Below are 13107 nucleotides of genomic sequence, written 5' to 3'. Positions count from 1 at the left end.
GCGCCCCCAATTCCGGGGGCGTTTTTCGTTTAAGATCAGCCTATTATTTATCACGGCAAAAATCCGCCGATATTCATCGGGCCTGTGTTTCACGCCGTTACAATCTTTGATTTGAGACCAAACAGGTCACTCTATATGACCTACCTCGAAGCGCGGCATGGGGGTGTGCGCGTAGCAATCCGAGGGTCATTTGCAGACAACGGTTCAATCAACGGTGCGGTTTCACGGCACGGGTCTTCACACTGGTCAGCCGGTGAAGATGGTCGTGTGTCCGGCGCCGGCAGATCATGGAATCGTCTTTCTGCGCAGCGATATCCGGTTGGGCGACGCAACTATTCCGGCGCTGTGGGACAAGGCTGAGCAGTCGCCGTTGTGTACTCTGATCAAGAACGATGCCGGCGTGTCCGTGTCGACCATCGAACATGTGATGGCCGCTTTGGCCGGTTGCGGTGTCCATAACGCGCTGATCAAGATCGATGGGCCGGAAGTTCCTGTTCTGGATGGCAGCGCGGCCCCCTTTGTGCGTGCCATCATGGCAACTGGCGTCAAACGCCTGAACGCGCCGATCCGCGTGATCGAGGTGCTCAGCACGGTCGAAGTCCATACCGCCCAAGGTTGGGCGCGTCTTGGACCGGGAACTGGTCTGACGATGGACTTTCACATCGATTTCGCCGATGCGGCCATCGGTCGGCAGAGCAAGTCGCTGAACCTGGCCAACGGCACATTTGTGCGTGAACTCTGCGACAGCCGCACGTTTTGTCGGGCTTCGGACGTGGACGCGATGCGCGCGGCAGGTAAGGCTTTGGGTGGGACGCTTGAAAATGCAGTCGTGGTGGACGGCGATACCGTGCTGACGCCCGGCGGTTTGCGCCATCACGACGAGGCTGTGCGCCACAAAATGCTTGATGCGCTTGGCGATCTTGCCTTGGCTGGCGCGCCGATCCTTGGACATTACGAGGGTCACAAGGCCGGGCACGCATTGACGAACATGCTGCTCTGCGCGCTGTTCGCAACGCCGGACGGGTTCCGCATCCGCGATTGTGACCCTGCCGAGGCGGCGCAGCTTCCCGGTGCCGGTGTCGAGGAACACGAAGTTCCCGCCGTCGCGTAATCCCATTTTGTGGACCCATCCCAAGGTCGAGCGAATGTGTTCGACCGGTGGTCCTTTGCAACGGTCCCTTAAGGCGTTTTGCCTTGTGATTTATTGTGCTAGGACCAAATGCAGACAAGTGGCACATATAGCCACGACGGCTTAACGAAGGTGACGGGCATGGCAGCGGGCAGATACGCAAAAGCTGTGATCGGAGCAGGGCTCTTGGTTGTGACGCTGACCGCGTGCGGCAATGGGGAACGCCCCGGTTTTGGTCCCGGTGGTGTGCCGATCGAGAATTTCACTGCGGAACAGATCTTCGAACGCGGAGAGTTCGAACTGGATCGCAGCGATCCCAGAGATGCGGCGTTCTTTTTCTCTGAAGTCGAACGACTTTATCCGTATTCCGAATGGGCCAAGCGCGCGGTCATCATGCAGGCCTTCGCCTATCATCAGAACAAGGACTATGAAAACAGCCGAAGCGCGGCGCAGCGATATATCGACTTCTACCCGACCGACGAAGACGCAGCCTACGCGCAATACCTTCTTGCCCTCAGCTATTACGACCAGATCGAGGAGGTCGGTCGCGACCAAGGCCTGACCTTCCAAGCGCTCCAGGCGCTGCGCACGGTCATCGAACGTTACCCGGATAGCGAATACGCGCGGTCGTCCGTTCTCAAGTTCGATCTGGCGTTCGACCACCTTGCGGGCAAGGAAATGGAAATCGGGCGTTATTACCTGCGCCGCGACCATTACGCTGCCGCGATCAACCGGTTCCGGGTGGTTGTCGAGGATTTCCAGACCACAACGCACACCGCAGAAGCGCTGCATCGCTTGGTCGAAGCCTATTTGTCTCTTGGCCTGACGGACGAGGCGCAGACCGCTGGCGCTATCCTTGGGTATAATTTCCAGTCGACCGACTGGTACGAGGACAGCTTCAAGCTTTTGACCGGCCGTGGCCTCGAACTGACAGCGACTGGCGACAACTGGCTGCGTCAGGTCTATCGCCAGATGGTCAGAGGGCAGTGGTTGTAAGGGCGATGGGGCATCGCACCCATTCTGCAAGACATGCTGCGCACGCTTGAAATACGGGACATGTTGATCATTGACCGGCTGGAGCTTGAGTTCCAGCCGGGTCTCAATGTGCTGACCGGGGAAACCGGCGCCGGCAAGTCGATCCTTTTGGATAGTCTCGGTTTCGTTCTTGGCTGGCGGGGTCGGGCCGAACTGGTACGGTCCGGGGCCGAGCAAGGGGAAGTCATCGCTGTTTTCGAACTGCCGAAGGATCATGCGGCGCATAAGGTCCTCATCGAAGCCGGGTTCGACGATGCTGACGAGTTGATCCTGCGGCGTGTAAACGCCAAGGATGGTCGCAAGACCGGGTGGGTGAACGACCGTCGGGTCAGTGGTGAAATGCTGCGCGCTTTGTCCGACACGCTTGTCGAGTTGCACGGCCAGCACGATGACAGAGGGCTTCTCGATCCGAAGGGCCACCGGGCCTTGCTTGACGATTTCGCAGGGCATGAAGGCTTGCTGTCTGACACGCGAGCCGCATGGAGCGGCATGTCAGCAGCGCGCAAAGCCGTGAACGCCGCCGAAACGGCCTATTCCGAAGCGCGCGCGGAAGAAGACTTCCTGAGACACGCGGTTGCCGAACTGGACAAGCTGGCCCCAGAGCCGGGCGAGGATGCCGAGCTCGATGCCCGCCGCCGGATGATGCAGGGTGCAGAGCGAATCCGCGACGACATCGCACGGGCGGCGCAGGCGATGGGACTAGATGGGGCCGAAGGTGCGATGGGCGACGCGTTGCGGTGGCTCGAAGGCGCGAGCGATGCTGCAGAGGGGCGCTTGGACGACCCGCTTTCCGCACTGGCCCGGGCGATGGCAGAACTGGACGAGGCTGGGCGCGGCGTGGCCGAAGTTCTGGATGCGCTGGATTTCGACCCACACGAATTGGAAGCAACCGAAGAACGGCTGTTTGCCCTGCGCGGGCTGGCACGAAAACATGCGGTTGCGCCGGATGACCTTGCCGGGTTGGCAGAGACGCTACGGGGCAGGCTGGACGCGTTGGATCAGGGCGCGGGTCGGCTTAGTGAACTGACCGCGGATTTGCGCACTAGGGAAGCGATTTTTCAAAAGGCGGCGAAGGCGTTGTCAGAGAGCCGTGCGAAAGCCGCAAAACGACTCGACACCGCTGTCTGTGAAGAACTGGCTCCGTTGAAGATGGAACGGGCTGTGTTTTCGACTGAACTCAGCACGGCTGCAGCAGGCCCTGACGGGGTCGACCAGGTGGCGTTCACCGTTGCCACAAACCCGGGAGCGCCAGCAGGGCCTATAGGAAAGATCGCCTCTGGTGGCGAACTGAGCCGCTTTCTTTTGGCGCTCAAGGTTTGCTTGGCCGAGCAAAGCAATGCAGGTCTGACGATGATCTTCGACGAGATCGATCGCGGGGTCGGTGGAGCCACGGCGGCAGCGGTCGGGCGTCGACTCGCGGCGTTGGCGGAGGGCGGACAGGTTCTGGTGGTCACGCATTCGCCTCAGGTCGCGGCTCTTGGGGCGCATCACTGGAGAGTGGAAAAGCGGGTGGCCGAGGCGCAGACGACCTCGACCGTGATTCCGCTGGATGCGTCGGCGCGCGAAGGTGAAATCGCGCGCATGTTGTCTGGGGATACCGTGACGGACGAGGCCCGTGCCGCGGCGCGGGCCCTACTGGCCGGCTAAAGACGCATCATTCCAAAGCCCGCAAGTGCGAGGGCAATGCCGCTGAACACGGTGCGGATGGTGTTGTAGAGCTGCCATTCATCGGAATAGGCCACCCAGATCTCTCGCGCCGCGTCGATGTCGGTGGGCACCGGCAGAGCGCCAAGCGCTTCGTTCATCGGAACGTTGACGGTCATGGTCAAGAACACTCCGCCAAGCGCGTAGATCACGCCACCCAGCCCGAAGGCGACTGCGGCCTGCGTATTGTCGACCTTCAGCGCAAGCAAAGCGGCGATCCCAAGAACGAAGGGCGTGCCGAAAAATGCGGGTGCGAAGACCATGTTGCGGACAGAACCATTCATAGCCTGCATTGCCTGAATTGCGATGCGGGGGTCCGTAGAATCCAGACCCCACATGGTCGAACAAATCCATGCGTAGAAAAATCCGAAGATGGCGCCGCTGAAGAGCACCGCCGCCAAGCCTGAGATTTGTGCGGCAACGCGCATCGCATCGGTGATGTCCTGTGGTGGGGCCGAGTAGGCCAGGGGAAGAGGGGTCATAGCTGTCTCACTTTCAATATCCGTAACGCAGTGTACGCCTTTACAATTCCGTACACTGTGTTACGGATTTTAGTCAACCCGGAATTTCACGAGGCGACATGAGAGACGAAGCAAAGGCTTTGCGTCGTGCCCAGATTGAGGCGGCGGCCTATGACATTCTTGCCGAAAAAGGCTTTCAGAACATGTCGATGCTGGCCGTGGCGAAGGCGGCGAAGGCGTCGAACGAGACGCTTTATCGCTGGTACGGGGACAAGCTCGGCCTTTTTACGGCGCTGATCGACAGCAACGCCGAGGAGGTCGCAAAACGCTTGCGGCACCAGATTCAGGCATCCGACATTCAGGAGTCGGCATTGTCCGACATTGGACGCGTGCTTTTGACCATGCTGCTGGGGGACAGAGCTATTGCGTTGAACCGTGCTGCGGCCGCTGACGCGACGGGCACTTTGGGCAAGACGCTGGCCGAGGCCGGACGTGGGCGTGTCTTCCCGCTGATGGTGGACCTGTTTTCGCTACTGCGGGACGCTTACGGGTGGACGGAAGATCCGGCGGACCTTGCCTCGCTCTACGTCGATCTGTTGGTTGGTGACCTGCAAATCCGCCGGGCCACGGGGGCTTTGGGCCCCGTATCACCGGAGGTGATCGCTGAACGGGCGCGACGTGCCGAACGACGTCTGATCGCGCTGGCGACTGTGTCCTGACACCGACCGTCACACAGTTTGATGTTCGAAGGGGTGGACACCGAGGCCGCTTCGGTTAACCGTTGATAATCAGGAGATTTTTGACGGCTCTCCCCGTCACCGAAAGGACCGCTTGGCATGGCGTCGGCTTTGCGTGGTCAATTGCTGGAAATGAGGCGGCAGTGCGGGCGCGGCTGGGATTTGCTGCGCCATAAAGGACCGTCGCAATTTCAGTTCTGGTTGATCGCCCTGATGATTGGGATCGCAGCAGGTCTCGCGGCGACGGTCTTTCGTTTGGCGATCACGTTCCTGCAGACAACAGTCTATGGCACGCCAAGCGTCACGACCATTCACAGCTATGCCGCCAATCTGCCGTGGTGGATGCTGCTGACGATCCCGACAATTGGCGGATTGGTCGTGGGGATCATCGTCCATTTCTTCACGCCGGATGGACGAGTGCGATCCGTTGCCGATGTGATTGAAGGCGCGGCCCTGAATGACGGGCGGGTCGAGAAGAAGGCAGGTATCGCCTCTGCCATCTGTTCCTGGATCACCTTGTCGACCGGGGGCAGCACCGGACGGGAAGGTCCGGTTGTCCACATCGCGGCAATGATTTCGTCGTGGGTGTCGAATACCATCCGGGCCGATGGGATCACCGGTCGCGACCTGTTGGGCTGTGCCGTGGCTGCGGCGGTCTCGGCCAGCTTCAACGCCCCCATCGCCGGAGCTTTGTTCGCGATGGAGGTGATCCTGAGGCATTTCGCGCTGCACGCCTTTGCGCCCATTGTGGTGGCAAGCGCAGCCGGAACGGTCATCAACCGATTGATGTTCGGCGACGTGACCGAATTCGCGTTGCCAGGCACGACCACGGTGGAGTTCTACCTCGAACTTCCGGCCTTTTTCATCCTCGGGCTTGTCTGTGGGCTGGTGGCGGTGATCATGATGCGGGCGGTGTTCCTTGCCGATGACCTTGGCACAAGCTTTCAGCAGCGCCTGAGGCTGCCACATCTCTTGAGGCCCGCTATTGCAGGGGTCATGCTTGGCGGGTTGGCGATTTGGTATCCGCACATCATCGGTGTGGGTTACGAGACCACGTCGCGTGCGCTGACGGGCGCCTTGCTCTGGCACGAAGCGATGGTCTTTGCCGTGCTCAAGGTGGTCGCAGTGGCGATCACGATGGGCGGACGTATGGGCGGTGGCGTGTTCTCTCCGTCGCTGATGCTCGGCGCTCTGACCGGTTTGGCGTTCGGCCTCATCGCAACCGGACTTTTCCCGGAGAACTCCGGCGCATCCACACTCTATGCTCTGGCCGGTATGGGCGCGGTGGCAGCTGCGGTTCTGGGCGCGCCGATCTCCACAACGCTCATCGTGTTTGAACTGACCGGGGACTGGCAGACCGGGCTCGCTGTGATGGTCTCGGTTTCGATGTCGACAGCCGTGGCGGCGCGTCTTGTCGACCGCTCTTTCTTTCTCACGCAATTGGAGCGCCGCAACGTCCACCTCGCCGCCGGGCCGCAGGCCTATCTGCTGGCAATATTCCGCGTGCAGGGCGTGATGCGTAAGCCCAACGACCCGAACTCGGCCGATGAAGACGCGTGTCTCACAATGATCGAGCAGGGCCTGTATGTGCAGGCGCAAGCGACGCTCGAGACGGCCCTGCCGCTCTTCGACAAGTCGGGCGTGGCTTTCCTTCCCGTCGTCACCCTCACAGGTCCGGACAATGCACCCGTCTTGCAAGGCGCGTTGTTCCATGTTGATGCATTGAAAGCCTACAACCGCGCTTTGGCAGCGACGGCCGAAGAAGAGCATAGCTAATAGTCGGTCGGGGATCAGACCTGTTCGACGGTCACGCCATCCTGCGCCATGAAGGCAAGGTAACCCTTGATCTCGGCGACGTCAGCCTTTGGCTCCTCGTAGCTCCAGACCGCGTTCTTGAGGGTGGTGCTTTTCGACACGATATCGAAATAGCTTGCCGTGCCTTTGTGCGGGCAAGTTGTGGTGTGATCGCTGGCATCAAGAAACGCCATCGCCACATCGGATCGCGGAAAGTAGATCACTAAGGGCAGATCGCCTTCCTGCAGTTCAAGCGCGTTTTTGCTTTCCGCCAGGACGGCACCGCCAGCGCGCACAGACCAAGTTCCCGCGGCCGGTGTAATTGTGATGTGTTTCTGCATAGCGGTCTCCCTTTTGCCCGCGATGTAGCGGGCTTAGCGGTGGAATGTAAACGTTTTGGATCAAATTGGGGCGCAAGCCTTAGAAAGCCACTCAGACACTTCGCCATCGACCAGAGGTCCGATCTTTTCGCGAACCTGCGCATGATAGCTGTTGAGCCAGTCCCGTTCTTTTTCCGTCAGAAGGGCGACATCCACCAGTCTTGTATCAATGGGCGCCCATGTCAGCGTTTCGAAGGATAGCATCTCGGCCACGGTTTGCTCCGGCAGCGGTTCGGCCTCCTGCACCACGATCAGGTTCTCGATCCGGATGCCGAACGCGCCTTCCTTGTAGAAGCCGGGTTCGTTCGACAGGATCATGCCTGGCTCGAACGGCACGGTGCCGACGCGTGCCAGCCTTTGCGGGCCCTCGTGCACGCTCAGGTAGGACCCCACGCCATGCCCGGTGCCGTGGGCGTAATCCATACCATGCTCCCAAAGCGCAACGCGGGCGAGCGCATCCATATCGCGTCCGGCCAGACCCTTCGGCCAGCGCAACCGCGATATGGCGATCATGCCCTTGAGGACCAGAGTAAACGCGCGCCGCTCTTCTTCGCCGGCCTCACCAATCACAACCGTACGTGTGATATCGGTGGTGCCATCCACGTATTGACCGCCGCTGTCCACCAACAGCAAACCCGGCTCAACCGTCCGATTGGTACGGTCCGTCACCCGGTAGTGTACGATTGCCCCGTTCGGGCCGGCGCCGGAAATCGTGTCGAAACTGATATCCCGCAGTGCGTTCGTAGCCGACCGTTCGGCTTCGAGCCGCTTCACAACACCGATCTCGGTCAGGCTGCCCGCAGGTTGCGCATCGAGCCAGCACAGAAACCGCGCTATTGCCGCGCCGTCCCGCAACTGCGCCGCGCGGGCGCCGTCCAACTCGGCCGCCGTTTTGCAGGCTTTCGGCAAGGCACAGGGATCAGATGCCTCGACGATCTCGACCCCGGCGGCAATCAGCGTATCGGCCACGATTACCGGACATGAGGCCGGGTCGATTTGCACCGGACCCTTTTGCTTCGACAGGGTCTGTAAAAATGCGTCCACTGGCGCCGTGTGTACGCGCTCACCCAGATGGTCGCCCAGCCCGGTCAGTTTCGCCGGGTCCGCGAAAAGGGACACTGTGCCGTCGGCATGCAGCAGAGCGAATCCGTGCATGAAAGGCGTGCGGGGAACGTCGTCGCCGCGAATGTTCAACAGCCAGCACAAGCTGTCGGGAAGCGTGATGACGGCGCAGGACGCTTCACCAAGGCTTTCCGCAAGGCGCGCGATCTTGGCGTTGTGTGCTTCGCCGGTCAATTCCACCGGTTGCACGAAGGCGGGCGCCGATGGTGGCTCCGGCTGATCGTCCCAGATACGATCCACAAGGTTTTCTGTGCGGCGCAGGGTGACTCCCGCGGATGCTTTCTCCAGGTCTCGCAATTGGCCCACTGTGTGCAGCCAGGGATCGAAACCTACGACACCACCCTCGTCCACATGCTCTGCGATCCAGTCTCCGAGAGAGGTTTCCGGCCAGGAAACCGGTGTGAAACATTCCGCCACCTGCGCGCGCACCTGCACCCGGTAGCGACCGTCGATGAAGACCCCGGCCTTTTCGCGCAGGGCGACACAGAACCCGGCCGATCCGGTAAAGCCGGTCAACCAGGACAGCCGTTCGTCCCGCGCCGCGACGTATTCTCCCTGATGTGCATCGGCGCGTGGAACGATGAACCCATCCAGCCCTTCCGCCGCCATCGCCTCGCGCAGGGCGGCCAACCGGGGCGGGCCTTGTTCCGGATTCGAGGTCTCATGAAAGCTTTGAAACATCGCGACGTCCTTGGATCGGAGCGCACTCGCCGCCCCTTCTTTTCTTTAAAAAGGCCTGCACCCCAAGTGCCAAGGGGCATACATGTGGCTCAACTCGCGCGCTTGATCCCGATGAGCCGTGCCCGCGCCCGTGGATCGCTGTCAAAGAGCGATGCCAACTGTTCGGTCATCGCACCCGCCAACTGTTCCACATCCGTGATCGTCACCGCGCGTTCGTAATAGCGCGTCACGTCATGCCCGATCCCGATGGCCAGAAGCTCCACCTGCTTGCGGCGCTCCACCATCGCGATCACATCACGTAGGTGTTTCTCGAGGTAATTCGCCGGGTTCACCGACAAGGTGCTGTCATCGACCGGCGCCCCGTCCGAGATCACCATCAGGATCTTGCGCGCCTCAGGCCGCATGATCATGCGCCGGTGCGCCCATTCCAGCGCCTCACCGTCGATATTCTCTTTCAGAAGGCCTTCCTTCATCATCAGACCAAGATTGGCCCGCGTGCGCCGCCACGGCGCATCGGCCCCCTTGTATATGATGTGCCGCAGATCGTTGAGGCGACCGGGCTGCTGTTCGCGGCCTTCGTTCAGCCATTTCTCCCGCGCCTGCCCACCTTTCCAGGCGCGTGTGGTGAAACCGAGAATCTCCACCTTGACCGAACACCGCTCCAAGGTTCGCGCCAGAACATCTGCGCAAATCGCGGCAATCGAAATGGGTCGCCCGCGCATCGACCCTGAATTGTCCAAAAGCAGGGTCACCACCGTGTCCCGGAACTCGGTGTCTTTCTCCACTTTGAAGGAAAGCGGCGTCGTCGGGTTGGCCACGACACGCGCCAGACGCCCGGCATCGAGGATGCCTTCCTCCAGATCGAATTCCCACGAGCGGTTCTGCTGCGCCTGAAGGCGCCGCTGCAGCTTATTGGCGAGGCGGCTCACAGCGCCCTTCAGCGGCTCAAGCTGCTGATCGAGATAGGCGCGCAACCGTTCCAGTTCGACCGGCTCCGCCAGTTCTTCCGCCAGAATTTCTTCGTCATGCGCTGTGTCGAACACCTTGTAGTCCGGGTCCGCTTCCGAGATCGGGGCAGGGGGCGGCGGCTCCAAAGGGGCTTCGCCTTCAGGCATTTCGGCCTCTTCGCCCATCTCCTGGTCGGCCATCTCGTCCATGGACACCTGAGCCTGGCTCGGGTCCTGTGTCTCGTCCTGGCTCTGTTCGGGGCTGGCCTCGGCGTCCTGCTCCTGATCGTCGTCCTGACCGGTGCTGTCGGGTTCCTGATCCTCGTCCGCGCCTTCCTCACCCTGATCTTCGGCGTCTTCGTCGATCTCGTCCGGGTCGTCGCCCAACTGGTCGCCGTAGCCGAGATCGGTGATCATCGCCCGCGCAAACCGCGCAAAGGCGGCCTGATCGTTCAGAACGTCGTCCAGCCCGTCGAGCGTGCCGCCGCATTGCTGCTCGATGAACCCGCGCCAGAGCTCCATGACGTTCTGCGCGCCTTCAGGCAGGTCGCGCCCTGTCGCCAGATGACGCACGAGGTACCCGGCGGCGGCGGGAAGGGGCGCTTCGGACGCTTCCCGGATCTGGTCATAGCCCCTGCGCATCGCGTCGTGACCGATCTTCGCGTCGATATTGCCCGCCGTGCCGGGCATGTCGCGCGCGCCCATCGCTTCGCAGCGCGCGGTCTCCATCGCTTCGTACAACTCGCGCGCCATATCGCCTTGCGGCACGTAGCGCTGATGCGTGCCCGCATCGTGGTAGCGCCGGTACATGGCCATCGCATCCGCCGTACCGCGGGCGAGCATCACCTCGTCGCGCGTCAGTCGCCGGCTGACTTGCGGAAGACGCATCGCGTCTCCGGACATGCCGGCGGGGTCGACAGAATAGCTGACCGTCAGCTCGGGGTCATTCGCCAGGACCTTCGTCGCCTCGGCCAGCGCTTTCTTGAACGGATCGGCGGGATTGTCAGATGGTTTGCTCAAGACTGACCCGCCTCTTCATCTTCTCTGTTTCAAATACACCTCGGGAGTGTGAGGGCAGCGCCCTCACGCGCGCCGCAGGCGCGCTCCGGTTGGATCGGTGAAACCGATCCGAAACCATCAGGCAATGCTCAGGCTGGCCGCGCTTTCCGGCAGCTCTTCGTCAAAGCAACGCTGATAGAACTCCGCCACCGTCTGCCGCTCCAGCTCGTCGCATTTGTTGAGGAACGACACGCGGAAGGCATAGCCCACGTCTCGGAAGATCTCTGCGTTTTGTGCCCAGGCAATCACGGTGCGCGGGCTCATCACGGTCGACAGATCGCCCGACATGAAGGCGGTGCGGCTCAGGTCAGCCACGGTCACCATCTGGCGCACGGTCTTGCGGCCCTTTTCGGTGTTGTAATGCGGCGCCTTCGACAGAACGATCGAAGTCTCTGCGTCGATCGACAGGTAATTCAGTGTCGCCACGAGTGACCAGCGGTCCATCTGTCCCTGGTTGATCTGTTGCGTGCCGTGGTAAAGACCCGTCGTGTCGCCAAGGCCGACTGTGTTGGCCGTCGCGAAAATCCGGAAATATTTGTGCGGTGTAATAACCTCGTTCTGGTCGAGCAGGGTCAGTTTGCCGTCGGTTTCAAGCACGCGCTGAATGACGAACATCACGTCGGCCCGGCCCGCGTCGTATTCGTCGAACACGATGGCCGTCGGGTTCCGCAACGCCCAGGGCAGAATTCCTTCCTGGAACTGTGTCACCTGCTTGCCATCCACCAGCTTGATCGCGTCCTTGCCGATGAGGTCGATCCGGCTGATATGGCTGTCGAGGTTCACCCGCACGCAGGGCCAGTTGAGCCGCGCCGCGGTCTGCTCGATATGGGTTGATTTGCCGGTGCCGTGATAGCCCTGGATCATTACGCGACGGTTGTTGCGAAAGCCGGCCAGGATGGCGAGCGTCGTGTCCGGGTCGAACTTGTAGGTGCTGTCGATATCCGGCACACGCTCCGTGCGCTCCGGAAACCCGTGCACAACCATATCCGTATCGATGCCAAAAACCTCGCGGACCAGAATCTCTTCGGTCGGTTTGGCGTTGATGTCGATTGTCCCGTCGGCCATGTTGCGGACATCCTTCTCAGCTGGGCGTGTTGGCGTGTGTGGTGCAACATAATGGCGGGAGGAGCAAGGGAAAGGGCGCGGGAATCGGTCGATGACAGGGCCTGAGGAGACAGACAGCCTGATCGCACGCATCGCGATGGCGGATCGGGTCGCGTTCGAGACGGTCTTCCATCAGGCGTCGGGGACGTTTCTGGCTATCGCCCAACGGATCACTGGAGATCTGGTCGAGGCGGAAGAGATTCTCGAGCAGCTCTATGTCGATCTTTGGGATCAGGCGGACCACTTTCGCGACGGTCCGCTGCCGGCAATCGATGAACTGGCGCTCACCATTCGCGACCGCGCCATAACCCGGAAGCGCAGCCGCGCGAACCGACCTCCAGAGCTGCGGACCAGCGATCTTCTGTCGCAACCGGGCCATCACACCGTCGATGAGGCGGCAACTCTGGCCGGATGTCTGGAGACGCTGCCAAAAGCGCGAGCCACGCTGATGCGGCGGATCATTCTAGATGGCGAAAGCTATGACGATCTGGCACAGGCGGCGGACGTGGATGTGGAGACAGTGCGTGCCTCGGTGCAGGGGGCGATTGTCGCGTTGCGTGCATGCATGATCTCGGGCTCGGATTTCAGCGTCGAGGACACGATAAGTGCTGCCGAGGCAGCGCTTGGTGTTGGTGGTCACGAGGAAAACGGGCAACCCGCCGACATATCTGACGTGCTCGCGTTCTGGCAAAGTCAGATTGCGCATCTGATGCTGTCTGAAACCGACCCGATTCCCGTGCCCGAGCAGGTCTTGCGCCGCATCACGTCGCGCGTGGTTCCGCCCGACCAGGAAACGATCTGGGCGCAGATTTGGCCATATGCGGTGGCAGGCGCTCTGGCCGCCGGCGTTTTATGGCTGGCCATGCGGGCGGGGATTTTGCTGCCGCTTTGACCCTTGAATGCGGTTGGGACTCGCGCAATCGTGTCTGCCTTTTGCTTGCGCGTTGCCCATTG

Annotated in this window: 11 protein-coding genes; 6 read left to right on the top strand and 5 right to left on the bottom strand. The window is 61.2% G+C overall.

The features are described from left to right. Positions 1-190: 190 nt before the first annotated feature. The 3 genes from lpxC to recN all read left to right on the top strand — a co-directional run bounded on the left by lpxC (position 191) and on the right by recN (position 3811). Positions 191-1111 carry a UDP-3-O-acyl-N-acetylglucosamine deacetylase gene (lpxC, locus tag BUA42_RS15400; protein ID WP_072779173.1) on the top strand — a complete coding sequence of 307 codons (921 nt, stop codon included), beginning with the start codon at positions 191-193 and terminating at the stop codon, positions 1109-1111. 159 nt (positions 1112-1270) lie between these two features. After that, positions 1271-2125: an outer membrane protein assembly factor BamD gene (locus BUA42_RS15395; RefSeq protein ID WP_072779172.1), complete on the top strand. Its 855-nt coding sequence runs from the start codon at positions 1271-1273 to the stop codon at positions 2123-2125. 33 nt (positions 2126-2158) lie between these two features. Then, complete coding sequence (gene recN / locus BUA42_RS15390) at positions 2159-3811, top strand: DNA repair protein RecN (RefSeq protein WP_072779171.1); 1653 nt, start codon at positions 2159-2161, stop codon at positions 3809-3811. Here the strand turns inward: recN and BUA42_RS15385 are convergent. Continuing rightward, a complete protein-coding gene (locus tag BUA42_RS15385) occupies positions 3808-4350 on the bottom strand; it encodes an anthrone oxygenase family protein (RefSeq protein WP_245819029.1) in 543 nt (180 codons plus the stop codon). The genes recN and BUA42_RS15385 overlap by 4 nt on opposite strands. A 98-nt stretch (positions 4351-4448) precedes the next feature. On the opposite strand from BUA42_RS15385, the gene BUA42_RS15380 reads away from it, so the two are divergent. Both BUA42_RS15380 and BUA42_RS15375 read left to right on the top strand, forming a co-directional pair. After that, positions 4449-5048 (top strand): TetR/AcrR family transcriptional regulator, encoded by a 600-nt coding sequence (locus BUA42_RS15380; protein WP_072779170.1) that lies wholly within the window; start codon positions 4449-4451, stop codon positions 5046-5048. Between the two features lie 117 nt (positions 5049-5165). Beyond that, on the top strand, positions 5166-6842 hold the full coding sequence (locus tag BUA42_RS15375; RefSeq protein WP_072779169.1) for a chloride channel protein: 1677 nt from the start codon (positions 5166-5168) through the stop codon (positions 6840-6842). 14 nt (positions 6843-6856) lie between these two features. Here BUA42_RS15375 and BUA42_RS15370 read toward each other — a convergent pair whose 3' ends face one another. The 4 genes from BUA42_RS15370 to cobS form a co-directional block, all read right to left on the bottom strand. Continuing rightward, positions 6857-7201 carry a DUF427 domain-containing protein gene (locus tag BUA42_RS15370; protein WP_072779168.1) on the bottom strand — a complete coding sequence of 115 codons (345 nt, stop codon included), beginning with the start codon at positions 7199-7201 and terminating at the stop codon, positions 6857-6859. Between the two features lie 60 nt (positions 7202-7261). Then, a complete protein-coding gene (locus BUA42_RS15365) occupies positions 7262-9043 on the bottom strand; it encodes an aminopeptidase P family protein (RefSeq protein ID WP_072779167.1) in 1782 nt (593 codons plus the stop codon). Between the two features lie 89 nt (positions 9044-9132). Further along, entirely contained in the window at positions 9133-11010 is a 1878-nt protein-coding gene (gene cobT, locus BUA42_RS15360; protein ID WP_072779166.1) for a cobaltochelatase subunit CobT, read from the bottom strand. A 117-nt stretch (positions 11011-11127) separates the two neighbouring features. After that, positions 11128-12114, bottom strand: a complete 987-nt coding sequence (gene cobS / locus BUA42_RS15355) for a cobaltochelatase subunit CobS (protein WP_072779165.1) — start codon at positions 12112-12114, stop codon at positions 11128-11130. A gap of 91 nt (positions 12115-12205) precedes the next feature. Between cobS and BUA42_RS15350 the strand changes: the two genes are divergently transcribed. Beyond that, complete coding sequence (locus tag BUA42_RS15350; RefSeq protein WP_072779164.1) at positions 12206-13045, top strand: hypothetical protein; 840 nt, start codon at positions 12206-12208, stop codon at positions 13043-13045. Positions 13046-13107: the final 62 nt, after the last annotated feature.

It is taken from the genome of Marivita hallyeonensis (assembly GCF_900129875.1).
GTDB classification, from domain to species: domain Bacteria; phylum Pseudomonadota; class Alphaproteobacteria; order Rhodobacterales; family Rhodobacteraceae; genus Marivita; species Marivita hallyeonensis.
This window is presented reverse-complemented; position numbering and strand designations above follow the sequence as displayed.